We start from the raw sequence: 20,649 nt of genomic DNA, 5'->3' as shown, positions 1-20,649 counted from the left end.
GGTCAGCTCAGACGTTTCCGTAGCTCCTCCTCGGTCAGTTCCTCCACATCGCGTACGAGGGCGGCCAGCGTGGCATCGGCCGCCTCGTCCCGATCCTTCACGGCGTCGTCGATGGCGGAGGCGAGCGACGCGATGTCCAGCAGTGCGTGAATACGCCGGACCGGCAGATCGATGCCGAAGGCGTCCATCACCCAGGCCAGCAGCTGGGTGAGTTTGATGGAGTCTCCGCCGAGGTCGAAGAAGTTGGCGTGGACGTCCGGGGTGACGTCCTCGGGCAGCGCCAACAGGTCCCGCCACAACTCGGCCAGTCGCCGCTGGGTGGGCGTCATGGGCCCGGCAGGCGCGGTGGCGCCGGCGCTGTCGGAGTGCGACGGCTCGGTCCTCGCCGCCCCTGTGGCGTCGACGGCAACCGTGTGGCCCTGTACGGGGCGGGGGCCGGCGGGGCCTAGGATGTCCGCGACGGTCAGCCCCGGGTCGGCCGCGGCGCCGCTCAGCACCCTCACGAAGCCGTCGGCGACGGCACGCGCCGTCTCCTCCGTGACACGCGCCGGGTCGACGGAGAACGTGACGGCGTAGCCGCCGTCGGACGGTGTGGCGATGGCGGCCAGCGCGTGCTTGGGTGCCACCTGCGGGGCGGGCAGCAGCGTGACGCGCAGCCCGGGCAGCGGAACTTCCGTGGACGGCAGGTTCTGGAGGGAGAACGTCGCCTGGCACAACGGTTCGGCGTCGAACCTCCTGCCGGGTGCGATCTCGGCGACGAGCGCCCCGAAGGGCACGTCACGGGCTTCGAGCGCGTCCATCACCTCCGTGTGGACGCGCCGCAGCAGCGTGTCGAGGGAAGGGTCCCCGTCGAGACGGACGCGGATCGGCAGGAGATTGGCGAAGGTGCCGACGACGTCCTCGTACTCGGCCCGGGGACGCCCTGCCACCGGGCTGCCGATCAGTATGTCGTCCTGGTCGCAGCAATGACCCAGGACGGCCGCGTACGCGGTGAGCAGCACGGTGAACGGCGTCACCCGGGCGTGGTCGGCCAGGGCACGGACTCCGGCGGCCGGCCCGGCCTCCAGGCGCACGTCGACGGTCCGGGCGACGGGCGCCTCCCGCGTGCCGGGCGCGAGGTCCTCCGGGGCCGGCAGACGCAGCCCGACGGGGGCCCCGCGCAGGGCGCGGACGCGTTCGGCGCCCCGTGTCCCGAGCGGGTCGCGGCGTCGGACGGCGCGCTGCCACTCGGCGAAATCCGTGTAGCGCACGTCGTTCGGGGGTGGTGTCGGGGGTCGGCCGGACCGGGCAGCGCCGTAGGCGTCACCGAGGTCGCGCAGCAGCAGTCCCAGGGACCAGCCGTCGCCGGCGATGTGGTGACGCGTCAGCAGCAACCGGTACCGCTCGGCGTCCAGCGTGAGCAGGACGGCGCGCAGCACGGGCCCCGTGGTCAGGTCGAAGGGGCGACGCACCTCCCGTTCCACCCACTGTCGTGCCGCCTCTTCCCGTGCTTCCGGGGGCAGGTCCGTGAGGTCGGCGACGGTGAGCGGGCAGGGACCGGGCTCCAGGACGACCTGGTGCGGGCGGCCACGGTGGGTGGGGTAGACCGTGCGCAGGGCCTCGTGCCGGTGGTACACCGCGTCGAGCGCCCGGCGCAGCGCCGTCGGCTGCAACAGGCCTTCCAGCTCGACCAGCACGGGCTCGTGGTAGGCGCAGCCGGCTGGGTCGAGGCGGTGGGCCACCCAGAGCTGTTCCTGCGGGTAGGACAGCGGCACCCTGCGCTCGGCGAGGTGGGCGAGCAACTCGTCCTTGCGTGCCGACACTTCTTTCAGGAGGGCGTCGGTGAGCACGCCGGCCGGGGCGGCGCAGCGGAGCCGGCCGTCCTCGTCGGCGAGCCGTACACCGCGCGCCACGAGGTCGGCATAGTAGTCCTCGATGGTCACAGCAGTACTCGTTCCTCGCCTCCGGCGGCACCCGTGGGCCGCTTCAGCCGGTCGATCTCCGCCGCCAGTTCGGCAACGGTCGGATGCTCGAAGAACCACGGCAGGGACACCTCGGCACCCGCCGTTTCCTCGGCGATGGTCAGCATCCTCAGGGCGATGAGCGAGTCGCCCCCGAGGGCGAAGAAGTCGTCGTCGGGCCGCACGTCGTCCAGGCCGAGCAGGTGCGACCACCATCCGGCGACGGTCCGTTCGGTCGTCCCTCCGGCCCGGCCGGCGTCCCGGCCTCCGGTGCCGCCGGTGGACGGCCGGGGCGCCGGCCCGTCGTCGGCGCGCGCCCGCTGCAGGACGCCCACGGCCCGGCGGTGGTCGTCGACGCTGTAGTCCTCGTGCCGCGCCAGCAGCGTTTCCAGGTCCTGAGTCGAGACGAGCACATGGGGCTCGTCGGACCGCACCGCACGGCGGAACATCTCGACACCCTCCGCGTCGGTGAGGCCCAGGAGCAGGTCGTCGGCCGGGTGGACCCCACCGGGTGCGTCCACGCGGTAGCGGCGGTCCAGCTCGCGGCGGGCCGCGGTCCACATGCCGCCTTCCAGCCAGTCGGTCCAGCCGACGGCGACCACCGGCACGCCCAGGGCACGTCGGCTATGGGCGAAGGCGTTGAGGAACTCGTTGGCCGCCACGTAGCCGAGCTCGCCGTACTTGAGCTTGTACAGCGCGGTGCCTATGGAGGAGCACAGCAGCACGAAGTCGGGCGCGGTGCCGGCGAGGGCTCGTTCGAGTACCAGCGTCCCGGTGGTCTTGGAGGCCACGGCGGTGTCCGTCGCGGCGCGGCTGCGGCGTTGGACCACGCCGGCCGGGTCGGTGACTCCGGCGGCGTGCACCACGCCGTCGAGGCTGCCGAACTCGCGGAGTGCGGTGGCGACGGCCTCGCGCATCGCGGTGAGGTCGGTGAGGTCGGCACGGAGGACGACGGCGCGCCCCCCGGAGCGCTCGGCGGCCAGGAGCCGGCGGGCGATGCGCCCGTCCGAGGTGTCGGCGGGCAGGCCGGCCCACTTGGCCCGGGGCGGGAAGGGCGTACGGCGCGTGAGCAGCACCTGGCCGCCCTCGCGCAGCAGGTGTTCGGCGACGGCCAGTCCGATGCCACCGAGTCCACCGCACACCAGGTAACCACCGCCGGGCCGCACCGGGGGACGTGACGGGTCGGGGGCGGGCAGCGGGTGCGGTCGCACATGCGGCAGCCAGCGGCGCCGGCCCCGGTGGGCGACGAGCGGCGGGCAGTCGTGGGCCAGCAGTTCCGCGACGACCTGATCCGCCTGCCGATGCGGGTCGGTGGCGATCTCGGGCGGCAGGTCGACGACCGTGCAGCCGAGTTCGGGGTACTCGCGTGGCAGCACCTTCGCCGCCGCGGTGAGCAGTGCCTGTTCAGGGTGGCGCAGGTCGCCGCCGAGGACGTCCTGGCCGCCCGCGGTGGCGATCAGCAGACGGACCGAGGTGCCCCGGTCGGTACGCGCCAGCGCCCGGACGGTGTCCAGCACGCTGTGCAGACCGCGTGACAGGGCCTCGTCCACGGCTTCCAGGCCGGTGACCGGCCGGTCCGCGTTCCACAGGTGGGCGACGAGGTCGACGGTCACGGCCCGGTCGGTCAGGGTGTCCACCAGCCGCTGGTGAGCCTTGGGATCGGTCGGGTCCACGTGGTGCACGTCCACGGTGTCGCCGGCCGGGCGTCCGGCGGGGTGCACCCGCACCACCCGCAGGCCGCGGTCCGCCAGCGACCGGCACACCCGCTCGCCGAGGTCTCCGTCCACGAAGACCAGGCAGGTGCGGCCGGGCCGATCAGGGGCGGGGACGGGTAGGGAGGCGCTGTGCCAGCCGGTGCGGTAGGTCCACCGGGCGGGGTCCGTGACCCGCGCGAGCGCCGGCCGGTCGGAGGCCCCGTCGGCCCCGGGGGCGGTCGCGGACGCGCCCGCGGGCTGGTGTGCGAGCAGGAGCACGGCGTCCGCGCTCGGCTCGGCCACCCCTGGTACGGGCCGGTCGGCGATGAAGCCCGCGTCGCGCAGTGCGGCGGCCCACTCCTCGGTGGAGAGCAGTGGTCCGCCCCTCCGGCCGTCGCGTGCGCCCCACCAGCCTTCGGTGAGACCCCAGACCATGGGGATCCAGCGGTCCCGGGCAACCGTCTCGACCAGCGCGAGCGTGCCGCCGGGGGCGAGCAGTGCGCGCAGCCGACGCAGCGTGTGGCCGACGTCGGGCGTCGTGTGCACCACGTCGAGTCCGACGACGAGGTCGTGGGCGCCGAGGGCGATGCCCTGGCGGACGGGGTCGGCCGTGATGTCGAGGACCCTCGTCTCGACCGACCGGTGGCCGCGCGCCCCGCCCTGTTCGCGCAGCGCCGCCAGGAAGTGGGGGCTGATGTCGGTGATCGTGCAGCGGGCCGAGGTGCCCTCCAGCTCGGTGACGAGGTGCTGCGTGAGCCGTCCGCCGCCCGCGCCCACCTCCAAGACGCGCAGGGGCCGTTGCCGTGCGGTGGCCACCCGCCGCGCCGTGCGTGCCACGGTCAGGGCGAGGGGGTCGGCCCAGGAGTACGGTGCGGTCCGCTCGGTGAGGAGCCGGGCCACCAGGCCGCGGTCGCCCGGCGGGTGGAGCAGGGCGAGTCCCGCTCCGGGCCGGCGCAGCGCCTCGCGGTAGTCCTGCCCGCAGTGCAGCAGCAGTTCCGCGATCCCCGCGACATCGGGGTGGTGTTCACGGACCCGTGCGGCGGCCTGCCCGGGGTCGGCGGGGCGGGTGGTGAGGAGGGTGTGGCGGTCCCCGTCGCGCGCCACGAGACCGTCCTCGACGAGCAGATCGAGCTGGTACTCCAGGAAGGGCCGGTAGGCGGGCAGCGTGCCCAGGCGTGCGGCGATCTCGTCGACGGTCGTGCCGGACGGCGGGGTGACGCCGCGCAGGGCGCCGGCGAGGTGCGCCAGGGCGAGCTCCGTGCACAGTGTGTCCAGGGCGGCGCGCTCCGCGGGCCGGTCGGCGAAGGAGCGCGGAGGTGTCGCACCGGTTGCCGCGCGCAGTTCCTCGGTCGCGGCGGCGAGTGTGTCGGCGGGGACGGCGGGGGGACCGATCCAGTGGCGGGCGCGGGTGAAGACGTGCCCGGGCACCGGGGCGCGCCGGGCTCCCCGGTCGCGGTGGTACGCGTCGAGTTCGAGGTCGGCGCCCCCTTCCCACAGGGCGGCGAGCACGAGTGCCGGGCCTCCCCCACCAGGCCCGGGGGGCGACCAGATGTGTGCCGGGGAGCCGGTGGTGGGTCCGCCGGGGGCACCGAGGTGGACGTCGAGCAGCGGCGTGGTGGGGTCGGTGTCCGGGTGGGTGAGCGGTCCGGTCCCGTCTCCGCGCGCCGGGGCGGCGAACTCGGCTTCCCAGAGGTGCCGTTCGGTGACCGGGCCACCGGCGCGGGTGCCCAGGCAGGGCAGCGTTGATGCCGACGGTGCCGGGTCGGCGAGGACTGCGGCGCGCTCCGCGGGTGTGCCTGCCGCCAGCAGGCGCAGGGCCTGTGTCGCCGTGAGCATCCCGGCGGCCACGGCCGCGGTGAGTTCGCCGGTGCCGGACCCGCTGACGGCGGTGGGGCGCACTCCCCAGTCGGCCAGGGCCTCCACCATGGCGTACTGGACGGCGAAGGCGGTGCCCGGTGCGACGGTAGCCGTACGGGGGGCTCGCTCGGCGGCGGGGCGGGGCACGGTGATGCCGGCGCGAGCGGCCCGGAGGAGCAGGGCGTCGAGCGCCCGGGACACGGCAGGTTCCGCGGCGAGCGCGGCGAGGTCGGCCGGAGCCAGGGCCGTCAGGTCGGGCAGGGTGAACACCACACGGCGGGTGGCGGCGGGGGTGCGGTCCGGCTGCGCCGTGAGGGCGCGCGTGGCGGTGGCGGTGTCCGTCGCGAGCACGGCGCGCCGGTGCGGGAAGGCACGCTTGCCCGCGAGACTGCGCGCGACGTCGGCGACGGACGTCTCGGGCTTGTCGGTGAGGTGGCGCACCAGGCGGTCGGCGGCCTCCCGCACGGAGCGCGGGTCACGGCCTGACAGCAGCAGCAGGGAGTCGCCCGTGGGTTCCGGGCGGGGGACGGGTGCCGGGGGTTCTTGGAGGACGACGTGGGCGTTGGTGCCACCGACGCCGAAGGAGCTCACTCCGACTCGGCGCCGACCGGGCGGACCGGGCAGCAGCATCGTGTCGGTAGTGACGAAGAAGGGGCTGTCCGCGAAGTCGATCGCCGGGTTGGGGGCCCGGAAGTACGGGCTGGGCGGCACCGTGCGCTCGCGGGCGACCAGGACACCGGTGAGGAACCCGGCGATGCCGGCCGCCGCGTCCAGGTGGCCGATGGCCGCCTTGACGGAGCCGATGCCGCAGAACCCGCGCCGGTCGGTGGTGTGACGGAACGCCTTTGTGAGGGCCTGGATCTCCACCGGGTCGCCGAGCGCGGTGCCTGTGCCGTGCGCCTCGACGTAGCCCAGCGTGTCGGCGGTCACGCCGGAGACCGCGTGGGCCTCGGCGATCACCTCGCTCTGTCCGCGCACGCTGGGGGCGGTGAAGCCGATCTTGTCGCGGCCGTCGTTGTTGAGGGCCGAGCCGAGGATCACCGCGTGGATGTGGTCGCCGTCGCGAAGGGCGTCGGACAGGCGCTTGAGGAGCACCATTCCGGCGCCACTGCCGCCGACGGTGCCGTCGGCGGCGGCGTCGAAGGGCCGGCAGGCGCCGCTCGGGGAGTAGATGCCGTCACGGCTGTGCAGGTAGCCCTGCCGTTGGGGCACCTGGAGGGAGACCCCGCCCGCGAGCGCCATGTCGCACTCGTAGGACTGGAGGCTGCGCCCGGCGAGGTGGACGGCGGCGAGCGACGAGGAACAGGCCGAGCCGACGGCGATACTCGGTCCACGCAGTCCGAGGCGGTGCGAGACACCGGTGGCGAGGAAGTCCTTGTCGTTGTGGACGAGCAGGGACAGTCCGCCGAGCGTGCGCTGCGCCTCGGGGTCGGCCAGCAGGTTGCGCACCAGGTAGGAGCTGAAGCTCGCGGCGAGGAACACGCCGACCGGGCCTCCGGCGTCGGCGGGGTCGTAACCGGCTGATTCGAAGGCGTCCCAGGCGACTTCCAGTCCGATCCGGTGCTGCGGGTCCATGATCTGCGCCTCGCGGGGCGCGTAGCCGAAGAGGTCCGCGTCGAAGAGGTCCACCCCGTCGAGCAGGCCTTCCGCGCCGACGAAGTCGGGGTGGCCCGCGACGGAGGGGCGGCCGGGGACGTCGGCCGCCTCCTCGGCGGCGAAGCGGCGCACCGCCGACCGCCCGGCCCGTAGGTTGGTCCACAACTGCTCGGGGGTTTCGGCGCCGGGCAGCCGGCACGCCATGCCGACTACGGCGATGCTCTCGACGTCCTCGGCATCGTTGGCCTCTTCGTACGTGCTGGTGCTCACCGGCCGGCCTCCGGTGAGCGGCGGGCCGCGGCCACGGAACGCCGCCGTTTACGGCCGCGCTCGGCGGCGTCGGCTGTTTCCCCGACGCGCCCGCCGCCGTGGCCCGTGCCAGCGGCGAAGCGCTCAGCGACGGCTGCCACGGTCGGCCAGGCGAACAGGTCGACGAGCGTGAGGTCGGGGTGGACGGTGTCGCACAGGGCGCGGTGCAGTTTGAGCAGGAGCAGCGAATTGCCGCCCATCTCGAGGAAGTTGTCGTGGAGCCCGACGTGGGGCAAGTCGAGCACCTCGCACCAGATCGCCGCGACGGCCTTCTCCAGTTCGGTGCGCGGCGCAGCGAAGGGGGTGGCGAACTCGGTCTGGACGGGCTCCTGGGCCAACCGTCGGGTCAGTTCACCGCGATCGAGCTTGCCGTTCGCGTTGAGCGGCAGCTCGGCCCGGAGGCGGATGTCGGCGGGGATCATCGCCCTGGGCAGCCGGGCCCGCAGGTGGGCCAGGAGGTCGGGGGTGAGTGAGTCGGCGTACGCCAGGTCCTCCGGCCGCACCTTGACGAAGGCGACCAGGCGCTGGGGAATACCGTTGTGGCGTTCCACCACGACCGCGGCGTCGAGCACGGCCGGGTGGGCGCGGGTGACGGTCTCGATCTCCTCGGGTTCGATCCGCACCCCGCGCAGTTTGATCTGGGAGTCGCGGCGGCCGAGGAAGATCATGTCGCCGTTGCCGTCCACCCGGGCCTGGTCACCCGTGAGGTAGAGGCGTCCGCCGCCGGTGCCGCTGGCGGGGTCGGGCGCGAAGCGCTCGGCCGTCAGTCGGGGGCGGCCGACGTAGCCCCGTGCGAGGCCCACTCCGCCGATGACAATCTCGCCGACGACGCCGACGGGCACCGGGCGACTGCAACGGTCCGCCACCCACATCAGCACGGTGAGCAGGGGGCGTCCGATCGTGGGGGGCTCATCGGAGTCGAGGGGTACTCGAACGTTGGCGGAGTGCGTGGTGGTCTCGGAGGGGCCGTACAGGTTGTGCACCCGCACGCCGGGCACCCGCCGCGCCAGTCGGTCCACGACACCGCGTTGCAGGGTTTCGCCGCCGATGTTGACGGTGCGCACGGAGCGGGGGATCGCGTCGGCCTGGGCGAGGGCGTCCACGGCCGTGGGCACGGTGCTGAGCAGCGTCGCGGTGGCCGCGGCGGGCATGTGGGGCACGTGCAGGGCGTTGTCGCCGAGCAGGACCGTGCCGCCGTGGGTCAGGGGCGCGAAGAGTTCGAAGACGGAGACGTCGAAGGACGCCGAGGTGGTGGCGAGGACGGCCGTCAGCTCCTCGGCCGAGAAGGTACGGCCGGCCCAGCGCAAGAAGGTGTCGAGGTTGCCGTGCTGGAGGGAGATGCCCTTGGGCCGGCCGGTGGAGCCGGAGGTGAACAGCACGTAGGCCAGGCTGTTCGGGTGGACGTCCGTCGCCGGGCCGACGAGGTTGTGCCCGGGGTGCCCGGTCGCCGGGTCCGCGTCGTCGTCCATGAGGAGCACCTCGGCGGGATCCGTCATGCCGTCCAGGCCGGTGCGGTGCAGGAGTTCCCGTTCGGTGACGAGCAGGCTCATGCCCGCGTCCTCGATCATGCCGCCCAGCCGCTGGACGGGATAGGCCGGGTCGAGGGGGAGGTAGGCGGCACCCGCCTTGAGGATGGCGAGCAGGGTGACGGGCAGCAGCGGTGTGCGGCACAGGCACACACCGACGACGCGCTCCGGGCCCGCGCCGCGTGCCACGAGTTCCCGGGCGAGCCGGTTCGCCCGCCGGTTGAGCTCACGGTAGGTGAGGCTGTGTGCGCCGTGGACGACGGCCACGGCGTCGGGGCGGCGCCGGACCTGTTCCTCGAAGAGCCGGTGGGCCGGGGTCCACAGGTCGGGTGCGTTGGCGACCGTGTGGGCGGCGCGCTGGGTGGCCGGCCAGTACGGGCCGAGTGCTCGGCGTTCGGTGCCGTCCAGCAACGACAGGTCTGCGACGGCCCGTTCGGGGTCGTCGACCGCTGAGGCCAGAAGGGCGCGCAAGTGGCGGGCGGTGGCGTCCGCCTCGGCACGGTTCGCGCTACGGCTGTCGACGTCCAGGTCGAAGTCGACCTGCCGCTCGCCTTCGGTGGCGGTGACGGTCAGTTCGTACTTGGGCGCGGTGGGCGCGACCGGCATCAGTGTGGTCTCCACCTCGTGGAGGCGGGGCAGCGGCGGTGCCTCCTGGTAGGCGAAGAGCGCGGAGAAGAACGGGTGGACGGTGGGGGCCGCGTCGGTGTGGAATTCCTCGACGAGCCGCTCGAAGGGCACCCGGCGGTGCTCATGGGCGTCCAGCCAGGCCCGGCGGGTGCGCCGCAGCACCTCACGGAACGAGAGGGCTCCCGTGCTGATGCGGACCCGGATGGGCAGCAGGTTGACGTACATGCCTACGCGTGCATCCTCCTCGGCCTCCTCGCGCAGGGTGACCGGGGTGCCGAGGACGACGTCCTCCTGACCGCTGTAGCGGTGCAGCACGCAGATCAGAGCCGTCATCAGCACGAGCTGGGTGGTGCAGCCCTCCTCGGCGGCGAGGGTACGCAGCCGGCGGAGCGCGCTGCCCGACAGGGTGCACGCTCCGTTGGTGAGGGCGGTGTGCGCCGGTGTGCGGCCGGTGGTGTCGCGGCGTCCGGCGAGAACGGGCAGCACCAGGGGTTGCGCCGGCACGTCCGCCAGTGCGGCGCGCCAGTACTCCAGGCTCTCCTCCGGTACGTCCCCGTCGGCATCGGGCGCCGTGCCGCCGTGTGATCCCGGGCCCCCAGGACGTCCATGGACGCGTTCGAGGTAGGCGTGTTCCAGCTCCGCGCACACGACGGGCAGCGACCCGCCGTCGAAGACGATGTGGTGGGTGAGGAGGACCAGCACGTGGTCGTCGGCGGCGACACGCAGCAGGGTCCAGTGGGTGATGGGCCCCCGCATCAGGTCGACGGGGCGGGCGGAAGCGGCGTCCACGAACCGGCGTGCCTCGTCGTGGGCGCGGTCCCCGGACAGGCCGGTGAGGTCCACCAGCGCGAGCGGCGGCCCGTCGGAGGCAACACGGGCGATCGGACCGTGCCCGCCGGGTTCCTCGGGAACGGCCGTGCGCAGCGCCGCGTGGCGGCGGGTCACGTCGGCCAGGGCTGCCCGCAGGGCGGGGACACCGAGCGGGCCGCGCAGCCGCAGCGCGATCACGATGTTGTAAGCGGGGTTGTCCGGAGCCAGCCGGTGCAGGAACCACAGGCGCCGCTGCCCCGGGGTGAGCGAGTGGAGTAGGGCGCCGTCGTGCACGGGCGTCATCGGCCCGTCGCCTCGGCCGATGCGGCTGCGATACCGCGCGCCACCGGTCCCTCTCCTCGCCGGGCCGCGTCGACGGTGGCGGCGAACTCCGCGAGGGTGGCGGCGTCGAACAGGGCGCGTACGGTGATACGGGTGCCGAGGGCCTTGTTTACGGCCGTGGTGACTTGCATCGCGCGCAGTGATTCGCCGCCGAGGTCGAAGAAGGCGGCGCGTGCGCTGACCCGTTCCAGACCCAGGACCCGGCACCATACGGCGGCGACGATCCGTTCGCTCTCGGTGGCCGGCTCGACGTGCGGTGCGTCGGGCCGCTTCGCGGTAGTGGGAGCGGGCAGGGCGGCACGGTCGACCTTGCCGGTCGCGGTCAGCGGCACGGCGTCGAGGATCATGCAGTGTGCGGGGACCATGTAGCGGGGCAGCCGGTCGCGTACGAACTGCTGGACACGCACGGCGTCGAGCGATGCCCCGGGCTGGAGGACGACGTGCGCCATCAATTCCGTGCTGCCGGAGTCGCTCCGATGGGCGACCACCACGGATTTCTGGACGTCCGGGTGGGCGTCGAGAACGGCCTCGACCTCGCTCAGTTCCACGCGGAATCCGCGGATCTTGACCTGCTGGTCGTCGCGTCCGACGAATTCGAGGTCCCCGTCGCTCAGGCAGCGGGCCACATCGCCGGTGACGTAGACACGCTCGCCGGCCGCAACGGCGTACGGGTCGGGCCGGAAGGCGTCGGCAGTGGCCCTGGGGCGTCCGAGGTAACCGCGCACCACGCCGGTGCCGGCCACCAGGAGTGCGCCGGCGACGCCCACCGGTACGTCATGGCCGTAGGGGTTGACCACGCGGGCGCGGGTGCCGGCGATGGGCCGGCCGATCGGCATGTGGGGCCGACCGGTCCGCGAAGGGCCGGTCCATACGGTGCTCCACACGGTCGCCTCGGTGGGTCCGTACTCGTTGTGGACCGTGGCGCCGGGGATCCGGTCGAGGGCCACGTCGCCCAGGACGGAGGGGCAGGGTTCACCGGCGGCCGTCACCACGCGCAGCGCGTCGAGTTCGCCGTCGCCGGCCTCCTCCAGCACGGGCAGCAGGAGGGAGGGGATGGCGAGGGTGTGCGTGACCCGCTCGCGGGCGAGCTGATCGAGCACGTCGAGCGGTTCGAGCTGGGCTCCTTCCGGCGGCAGGATGAGGGTGCCGCCCTCAGTGAGCGTCCAGAAGATGCCGGCGACGGAGCTGTCGAAGGCGTACGACGACAGGAGCAGGAACCGGTCGACGGGGTCGGGGTAGGCCAGGGTACGTGCGCGCAGGGAGGCGACAACGTTGCGGTGTTCGACGACGACGCCCTTGGGCACGCCCGTCGAGCCGGAGGTGAACAGGACGTAGGCGGCGCTGCCGGGGGTGGGCCGGGGAGCGGGGCGCGTTCCGGTCGACTCCGGCACGGAGCCGACACGGCCCAGCGGGTCGAGGGTCAGCACGGCGGGGCCGGCGGGCACCATGTCGGCCCGGGCCTGCTGGGCGACGACGAGGTGGGTGCCCGACTCGGCCACGACGGACGCCATCCGGGCCTCGGGAAGGGCGGGGTCGAGCGGGACGTACGCACCGCCGGCTTTGAGGATGCCGAGCATCGCCACGATCTGTTCGGCGGAGCGCTCGGCGAGGATACCGACGGGCACCTCGGCACCGACCCCATGGGCACGCAGGGTGCGGGCCAGAGCGGTGGCGCGCCGGTCGAGTGCCGCGTAGGAGATCGAGCCGCCGAGCCACTGCACGGCGATGGCGTCGGGTCGCGAGCGGGCCCGCTCCTCGAACAGTTCGTGCAGGCAGCGCTCCTCGACGGCGGGCAGTTCCGGTCCCCGCAGGGCCTCCAGGGTGCTCCGGTCGGCCTCGGAGACGAAGTCCCGGGCGTCGTAGCGTCCGTCGGGATCACCGGCCATGGCAGTGAGAACCTCGACGTAGGCGTCGGCGACACCGTCCATGAGGTCGGCGGAGAACTGGAGGCTGTCGTACTCGATCCGCACCTCCAGGTCTCCGGTGTCGCGGCCCAGCCGGAAGATGCCGCAGAAGGGGAACGTCGACTCGCCGTACAACTCGTCGGCGACGTGCCGCACTCCACGCGCACGCCAGCGGTCGAGCACGCGGAAGATGTGGTAGTCCGTGAAGAAGAACAGCGTCTCGGCCAGAGGCTCGTTGCCCTGGTGGCGCTTCAGTTCCGCCATGGGAAGCCGGCGGTGCGGCATGGTGGACCGTTCCGAGGCCAGGCTCGCGGCGATGAGGTCGCGCCAGCTGCCTCCTGGCATCGCGACGCGATGGGCGAGGCTGTTGACGAACAGGCCGATGGCGGTACTGCCGTCGGTGTCCTCCGGACGCCCGTTGGTGACGGTGTAGCTCAGGGTGTCGGTGTGTCCGCCGTACGCCGACATCACCCGCATGTGGCCGGCCATCAGCACGGTCTTCAGCGGGACGCCTTCGTCGCGGGCGAGGGCCTTGAGAGCGTCGGAGAGCTCCGGAGCGATCGGCACGGTGAGCCGGACGATCTCCCGGGCGCCCTTGTCGGCGGTCTGGCCGCCGCCCATGCGGGGCAACCGCATCAGGGACGCGTCGGCAAGATAGGTGTCCCAGAAGTCGTACTTGCCCCGGTCCTCCAGTGCTTCCAGTTCGAGCGCAATGGCGTCACGCATCGAGGCGACGGGGGGCCGAAGCTCGATCGGCTCGTCGTACACCAGCGAGAAGTAGGGGTCGAAGATCTCCGTGATCATCAGGGCTTCGCTCCACCCGTCGACGATCTCGTGATGGAAGCCGTAGGTGAACTGGAACTCGTCGTCGCTGAGCCGCTGCACCATGAAGCGGATCAGGGGGTAATCGTGGAGTTCGAAGCCACGCTCGTGCTCACCCTCGACCCAGCGCCGGACGTGGGCCTGCTGCTCCTCGGCGTCGAGGCGCCGCAGGTCCTCGTGGAACAGCGGGGTGTCGAACGTCCGGTGGACCAGCTGCAGCGGGCGGCTGAAGGTGGACATGTCGAACGAGGTCCGCAGCATGGGGTGACGTTCGACGAGCCCGCGGATAACCGTGTCGAAGGCGGCCAGGTCGAAGGGCGCTTCGAGCCGCACGGAGGCGATGGCGTGGTACACGGCCGACTTCGCGGCGAAGTCCCGGTGGAAGATCATGCCTTCCTGGAGCAGGCTCAGCGGGAAGGCGTCCTCGACGTCCTCCGGCATCAGAGCCCGGTCCTCGGCGCTCACCAAAGAGAACGGCTCGCTCGGACGGGCGGCCGACGACGTCGTGCCGGGCTGCTCCGCGAGCGCGGCGGCCATGTGACGGACCGTGGCGTGTTCGTGGAGCTGGGCGACACCCACACCAACGCCCCGATGGGCGGCACGGGCCGCGATCATCACGCTGCGGATCGAGTCGCCCCCGAGCGCCGGGTAGTCGTCGTCGATACCAACGCGCTCCAGCCCCAGCACCTCGGCGATGACCGAGGTCAGGACCTCCTCCGTGGTGTCTCGCGGCGCCACGTAGGGACGCGCCGTGAGCAGGTCGCGGTCAGGGTCGGGCAGGGCGTCGGTGTCCAGTTTACCGTTGGCCGTCGTGGGCAGCTCGTCGACGAGGAGGACGACGGGCACCATCACGTCGGGCAGGAAGCGACGGGCGTGCTCCACCAGGCCGGCGGGGTGCACCGGGGCGGTGCCGGCGGCGGCCGCGGGCACGACGTAGGCGACGAGGCGTGCTTCCGCGGAGGATTCGCGGGCGGCGCGGGCGACGACGGCGACGCGGGCGACACCGGGGTGGTCGAGGAGGACGCTGCGCACCTCGTCCGGTTCGACACGTACGCCGCGGATCTTGAGCTGGTCGTCGAGGCGTCCCACGTACTCCAGTTCACCGTCGGGAAGCAGGCGTCCCAGGTCACCGGTGCGGTAGTGAGTCTGCCCGGAGCGGGGGCCGTGCGTGTCGGTCACGAAACGCTCGCGGGTGGCGGTCTCCTGGCCCAGGTATCCGTCGGCGAGCCCTGCGCCGCCGATGCAGATCTCGCCCGGCACACCGGCGGGAACCGGGCGGCCCCGGCGGTCGCGGACGGTGATCACCGTACCGGCAACGGGCCGACCGACGGGCACCCGGCCGCGGACGGGCGTCGTGGTGCCGACCCTGTGCGCGGTGGAGCCGACCACGGTTTCGGTAGGTCCGTACTCATTGAAGATCCGCAGGCCGGGTAGGGAGCGCAGCGCGCTCAGGCTTTCGGCGTGCAGCTGCTCGCCGCCGATGACCAGCGTGCGTACCCGGTGGGCCCACTCCGTGCCGCCGGTCAGCCGCTGGAGGGCGTCCAAGTGGGTCGGCGTCAGCTTGAGCAGGGTCAGGTCGGCGCAGGAGCGCAGGGCGGTGGCCAGCCCGAACGGCCCGGCGCCGGGGGGCAGGAGCAGGACGCGGCCGCCGGCCGTGAGCGGGGCCAGCAGGGCGGTGAGGCTGAAATCGAAGGCGAGGGAGGAGTGCACGAGGCTGCCCGTGCCCTCGGCCAGCCGGTAGGTCGCGGCGGCCCATGTCAGATAGTTGTTCAGGGCGCTCCGGGGGACGACCACGCCCTTGGGCCGTCCGGTGGTGCCCGAGGTGTAGAGGACGTACGCCGGGTCGCTGGGCGCCCTGCGCACATGGAGGTCCGTGTGCGGAAGACCGGCGACGCGCTCGTCGTCGGGTGCCAGGACGACGGGCCGCACGTCGGTACCGAGGCCGCGCCGGGTGATCACGGCCGCGGCGGCCGTGTCGTCGAGCACGTACCGGAGGCGTTCGTCGGGGTGCGTGGGGTCGTGGGGCACGAACACGGCACCGGCGCGAAGTACGCCGATCACGATGGCCGGGACGGCGGCGCCTCGTTCGAGGTCGAGGACCACGCGGTCGCCCGCGTTCACCCCGGCGTCGGTGAGGCGCCGCGCCCAGCGGTTGGCGAGAGTGTCCAGGGCCGTGTAGGTGAGGCGGTCGTCACCGCAGCGCACGGCCTCGGCGTCGGGTGCGCGGCCGGCGGTCAGCGCCACGGCCTCGGCGAGATCTCGGGCGGTGGTGTCGGCGGCGGGGCCGACGAGGACGCTGCCGGGGTCGCCGGAGTCGGTGAGAGGGCAGTCGGCGGGCGGCTCTCCGGGATCGGCCACCAGGGCGTCCAGGGCAGTGACGAAGGCGGGGAGCACCGCCTCGGCGGGCACCGCCGCCATGTCCCCACCGGAGTAGGTCAGTTGCCAGGTCGCCGCGTCGGCCGCCTCGGTGCACGTCAGGGTGCCGGCGAGGCAGGGGACACGCTCGTCGAGGGGGTGCCAGGCCGCCGTGCCGTGGTCGAGGACCGGCGAGGCGGGGACGGCGGTGAAGCCGGCCCACAGACCCTCGTCCATCAGCGCGTCGAACCGGCTCGGGTCCAAGTGGTCGACGAGGTCGGCGCCCTGAGTCCACTGGGCGGTGACCTCGTCGACGACCGCGTGGAAGGAGGGTGCGGCCAAGGCGTCGACGACGGCGGGCACGGGGCGCTCGAACGGCCCGGCCGCCTTCCGTACCGTGTCGAAGGCGCGCCCGTCGTGGGTCACTGCCAGGGGCACCGGGCCGCCGGCGAGACGGGCAGCGGCCACGGTCCAGGCCGCGCCCAGCACTGCCTGCGCGGAGGTCCCGCGGGCGGTGGCGAGGGCGGCGACCCGAGCGGTGCGGCCGGCGTCGAGACGCGCGGTGCAGCCGGGCGCAGCAGGGTCGGTCCCGGTCCCGGCGGGCAGGTGTGCGGTGGCCCAGCCCCTGGCCGGTTCGAGGAGCGCCGCCCAGTGGGCGCGGTCCTCGGCCGAATCCTCGTCGGTGAGCAGCTCGCGTCCCCATGCGGCCACTTCGGGGTACTGGAGGACTTCGCCCCCCGGCTCCTCCCCCGCGAGGGACAGGGCGATTTCTTGGGCGACGAGCCGCAGGGTCAGCCGGTCCGCCGACAGAACGTCGGCGTTCAGCACGAACTGGGCGGAGTCGGTGGAGCGCACGAGCAGCAGCGCGCGCAGGGGGGCGGGGTGCGATCCGGGGACGGCGGCGGACCAGGCGGCGCGAGCGGTGCGCAGGGCCCCGTCCGCGTCACCCGCCTCGCACCGGTCGGACAGGTCGATAACGTCCAGGAGGTCCGCCGGCACCTCGGCGACACTCTGCACGGGCTCGGTGCGTGCGGCCGAGGCACGCACGACGGTGCGCAGCGCCTCGTGCCGTTCCACGACCGACGCCAACACCTCACGCAGACGCTCGGCGTCCCACGTGCCCCGCAGCGTCCATGACGACTCGCACCGTGGAGAAGGGGCATCGGGGTGGGATCGGGTGATCCTGGCCCACAGTGCGGACTGGATCGGGGAGGCTGAGAACCCAGGAACCACTGCCGGCAATGTGTGACACTCCCCCAGAGAGTTTGCGACAGCCTGACGGGCTGTCCGCGCTGCACTGCGGCCCGTTGACATCGGTCAAATGTCCAAGCGCAAGTGGGCCCATTAGTTCATGATCACAAGGGCTCGTCAAGAGGCTTCCGAGGCAACGGATTTGAGCCGTCCGGTACCACTTGACCCCGCTGCGGCGACCGGGGCAGACTCCGAGCACATGATCCACGGACGGCGATGGAGCGCGACGCGAGGACGTCCCGTATGCGCATGACCGTCTCCACGACGTCCGCGCCACAGGGGCCGGACGAGGTCGACCTGCACGATCCGGTGCTCCACGGGGAGGGCGAACCGCACTCGGTGTGGCGCCATCTGCGCCGGCACGCACCGGTGCACCGGCATGTCACGGCGGACGGCAGGCCTTTCTGGTCCGTGACGCGCCACCAGGACGCGATGCGAGTCCTGCGCGACCACCGGGCGTTCACGTCCGCCCGCGGAAATCTGCTCACCACCCTGGGCTCCGACGACGTGGCGAGCGGGCGCATGGTGACGGTCACGGACCCGCCGCGCCACGCCGAGCTGCGTGAGCCGCAGATCCGCGCCCTCACGGAGGGTGTGCACGCGACGGCGGGTCCGCGGATGCGCCAGGCGGTGCGCTCCCTGATCGCTCCGGCACTGGACGGCGCCCCCGTGGACCTGGCGCGGACAGCCGCCCGGCTCCCTCTGATGGCGCTCGGCCCGGTCATGGGTCTGCCGGCGCAGGACTGGCCGCGGCTCGGCCGGCTCGCGTCGGCCGCGGTGGCCCCGGACGATCCCGCGTACGCCGCGGACGCCCCGGACGGCACCCGCACCACGCTCGCGGCGGTCCACCACGAGATCTTCGCCTACTTCCGCACCACCCTCAGGGCGCGGTTCCGCGCGCCGGCGGACGACCTACTGACCCGGCTGCTGCCCGGGCCCGGCGAGGACGCCCGGGCCCGGGCGGAGCTGGCCGTCCACCACTGCTACAGCCTTCTGCTCGGGGCGGCCACCACCCTGCCGCACACCGTGTCGGCGACGGTCCTGGCGATGAGTGAGGACGCCCGTGTCGCCGAGGCGATGCGGCAGGGGCCCGAGGCCCTCACGACGGGGATCGAGGAAGCCCTGCGCTGGTCCTCCCCCGCGAGTCATGTCATGCGGCACACGACACGGCCGGTGGAGCTGGCCGGCGCGCGCCTGCCGGCGGGTGAGGCCGTGGTGGTCTGGCTCGGCTCGGCCAACCGGGACGAGGCCGTCTTCGCCGACCCCTACCGCTTCGACCCCGGACGGACCCCCAACCGTCACCTGGCGTTCGGCTACGGGCCCCACTACTGCCTGGGCGCCGCCCTCGCCCGCGCCTCCCTGACCGCCGTCTTCGCCGAACTGCTCGACGTGGTGGGCGGCGTGGAGGTGTGCGGACGGGTCGAGCACCTGAACTCGCACTTCATCGCGGGGATCAGCCGGCTCCCCGTGCGTCTGGCGTCCCGTCGCCGGATGCCGCGTTGACCGGATCCGCGGTGGCTCCGTCCTTGGCCGCATCACAGAGTTCCGCACGCAGCAGCGCCATCAGCGCCTCGGGTGCCTCGAAGATCGTCTGATGACCTCCGGGCAGCACGACCCGGCGCACCTCGTCGGCGCACGCATCCCATCCGGTCATGCGGGACGGCTCGATCTCGACGTCGTCCTCCCACCCGAGAGCGACGACCCGCGTGCCGACGAGCCGTTCGGGGCGGGGCCGCCGGTACCGGCGGTTCGCCTCCACGTCCGCGCGCAGGATCTCCACGCTGAGGTCGACCATCCCGGGGTGCGGACGGACTCCCCGGCGCACCGTCGACTCCACCACCTCGGCGCGCAGGCCCTCGTCGTCCATGGCGAGATAGCGGCCGTACGGGCCGTCCTGGGGTCCGACTTGAGAGGACACGACGAGCACGGTGGGTCCGGGCAGGCCGGCCCGCCGCAAAGCGGCCGTCGTCTCATAGGCGGCGAGCGCCCCGCTGCAGTGACCGAGGATCGCGAAGGGGCGGTCGGCGACCGTACGCAGAGCCTCGGTCAGCCCGTCGGCGAAACGCTCATAGGTGCCGTAGTGCGGCTCGGCGAGCCGTGTCTCCCTCCCGGGCGCCTGGACTCGCAGCACTTCTACCCTGCCCATGCGCGTCGGCCATGCGGCGAACGACGACGCGCCCACCCCGGAGTAGGGGATGCACAGCAGCCGCGCGCTGATGGACTCGTCGTCCGCCGGAACGGGTGTCAGCCACCGTCCTCCTGCCACCGGCTCAGCTGCCTTCCGCCTTCACCCGTCCGTCCGTTCCGGCTCGGTCTCGCTCAGCTCACTGAAGTGCACCAGGTTGCCCGCCGGATCGCGTACGCCGAACTCCCTGCCCCAGGGCAGCTCCTGAATTTCCGTCATGGCCGGATGGGAAGGGTCCCCGTAGTTCAGCGAGACGCGGGCCGACCATTCGGCGTGGAACGCGTCGACGTCCCGCACGCGCACCCACGCCTGCGTGTTGTCGGGCACGGTCTGGTCCTCGACGGAACAGATGAACAGCTCCACGCCGTCGCGGCTCACACCCGCGAATCCATCACCCCGAAATTCTTCGGAAAAACCGAGGACTTCGGTCCAGAACTTCTGCGTGGCGGGGACATCGAGGGCCGTGAGAACCGGGATACCCGAAACCAGATCAGCCATTGTCGACCTTTCTCGGCAATTGAAAGAGCCTTCCGGATGCTAGCACACGACCAATACGACCCGAACCCGGCGGCTTGACCACCCAGCAGGGCTGACTTACGCTCGCACGAGGACTTTATGTTCGGTCAGCACCCGGAGGGGCCCGAGGCCGACGCAGCCTCAACCAGATCTCCGCAGCGAGGAGTTGGCCACCTCACATTTATCTAGGAGAGACGCCGTGGCACCTTTCGTTTGGCATGGATTCGATGTCCGGGGAATGCTGCCGGAGAAATGGCGGGAAGAACTTCTCACGATTGCCGACGCCTACGCCCAGGAGAAGATGCTGGTGCCCACCTCCCTCACTTCGAGGGAGGCGGAGGGGACCCCTCCCATCAAGTCGGTGACCGTTCCCGGAAACATACTCGCGGAACAGGCACCCTGGCTGCTCTCCACTTATCACGGCCCCTTCCGCGACCTCGGCCAGCGGGTCTCCCACGAACGGCTCTCCACCGCGCGCGACGACTTGTACGGGGCGGTGCTCAACATTCAGTACGGCACGGACATGCGGTACGAGTGCCATGTGGACAGCAACCCGCTGCAGGGCCTGCTGTACGTCACCGACCACCCGCAGGGTGACGGCGGCGAGCTGGTGGTGGGCCACGACCCGGCCGCGCACAGCGTTCCCGAGGTCGACGCCGATTGCTCTGTCATCCACCCGGTGGCCGGGCATCTGCTCTTCTTCGACGCTCGGCAACACCCGCACTACGTGCGGGCCCTCACCCGTCCGGATGCCCGGCGTGTCGTGGTGGCGATGAACTTCTACACGCCGACCAGTCCGGAGACCCAGCGTCCCACGGACCTCAACGACCACCTGTTCGCCACCTGACGCTGCACGCCACAGGGGCGGCCGTCCTGTCGACGGCCGCCCCCGTGTCCACCCATGTGCGAACGCGC

Annotated in this window: 8 protein-coding genes; 2 read left to right on the top strand and 6 right to left on the bottom strand. The window is 72.8% G+C overall.

Going from position 1 to position 20,649, the window contains the following annotated elements:
* Window positions 1-2 precede the first annotated feature (2 nt).
* From BKD26_RS29615 to BKD26_RS29600, 4 genes are read right to left on the bottom strand one after another with little or no spacing between them, the layout of a single operon-like run.
* Window positions 3-1,922: a condensation domain-containing protein gene (locus BKD26_RS29615; RefSeq protein ID WP_179166756.1), complete on the bottom strand. Its 1,920-nt coding sequence runs from the start codon at window positions 1,920-1,922 to the stop codon at window positions 3-5.
* Window positions 1,919-7,357: an SDR family NAD(P)-dependent oxidoreductase gene (locus tag BKD26_RS29610; RefSeq protein WP_084904486.1), complete on the bottom strand. Its 5,439-nt coding sequence runs from the start codon at window positions 7,355-7,357 to the stop codon at window positions 1,919-1,921. Before BKD26_RS29610 ends, BKD26_RS29615 begins: the two co-directional genes overlap by 4 nt.
* The gene (locus BKD26_RS29605) at window positions 7,354-10,662 is read right to left on the bottom strand and encodes a non-ribosomal peptide synthetase (protein ID WP_084904483.1); all 3,309 of its coding nucleotides are present in this window, start codon (window positions 10,660-10,662) and stop codon (window positions 7,354-7,356) included. Before BKD26_RS29605 ends, BKD26_RS29610 begins: the two co-directional genes overlap by 4 nt.
* On the bottom strand, window positions 10,659-17,096 hold the full coding sequence (locus tag BKD26_RS29600; protein WP_084904480.1) for a non-ribosomal peptide synthetase: 6,438 nt from the start codon (window positions 17,094-17,096) through the stop codon (window positions 10,659-10,661). The genes BKD26_RS29605 and BKD26_RS29600 overlap by 4 nt, the downstream gene beginning before the upstream one ends.
* A 186-nt stretch (window positions 17,097-17,282) precedes the next feature.
* On the opposite strand from BKD26_RS29600, the gene BKD26_RS29595 reads away from it, so the two are divergent.
* Window positions 17,283-18,536: a cytochrome P450 gene (locus tag BKD26_RS29595; RefSeq protein WP_206603736.1), complete on the top strand. Its 1,254-nt coding sequence runs from the start codon at window positions 17,283-17,285 to the stop codon at window positions 18,534-18,536.
* Here BKD26_RS29595 and BKD26_RS29590 read toward each other — a convergent pair.
* The gene (locus BKD26_RS29590; RefSeq protein WP_084904474.1) at window positions 18,487-19,299 is read right to left on the bottom strand and encodes a thioesterase domain-containing protein; all 813 of its coding nucleotides are present in this window, start codon (window positions 19,297-19,299) and stop codon (window positions 18,487-18,489) included. The genes BKD26_RS29595 and BKD26_RS29590 overlap by 50 nt on opposite strands.
* Before the next feature lie 21 nt (window positions 19,300-19,320).
* Window positions 19,321-19,716: a VOC family protein gene (locus BKD26_RS29585; RefSeq protein WP_084904472.1), complete on the bottom strand. Its 396-nt coding sequence runs from the start codon at window positions 19,714-19,716 to the stop codon at window positions 19,321-19,323.
* Window positions 19,717-19,933: 217 nt separating this feature from the next.
* Here BKD26_RS29585 and BKD26_RS29580 point away from each other — a divergent pair, with 217 nt between their 5' ends.
* Window positions 19,934-20,581, top strand: a complete 648-nt coding sequence (locus BKD26_RS29580; protein WP_143662727.1) for a 2OG-Fe(II) oxygenase — start codon at window positions 19,934-19,936, stop codon at window positions 20,579-20,581.
* Window positions 20,582-20,649 lie beyond the last annotated feature (68 nt).

Source organism: Streptomyces sp. CB03238, assembly GCF_002099185.1.
In the GTDB taxonomy this organism is placed as follows: Bacteria; Actinomycetota; Actinomycetes; order Streptomycetales; family Streptomycetaceae; genus Streptomyces.
Note: the sequence above shows the minus strand (reverse complement) of the source record. Positions and strands in the feature narration are given on the sequence as shown.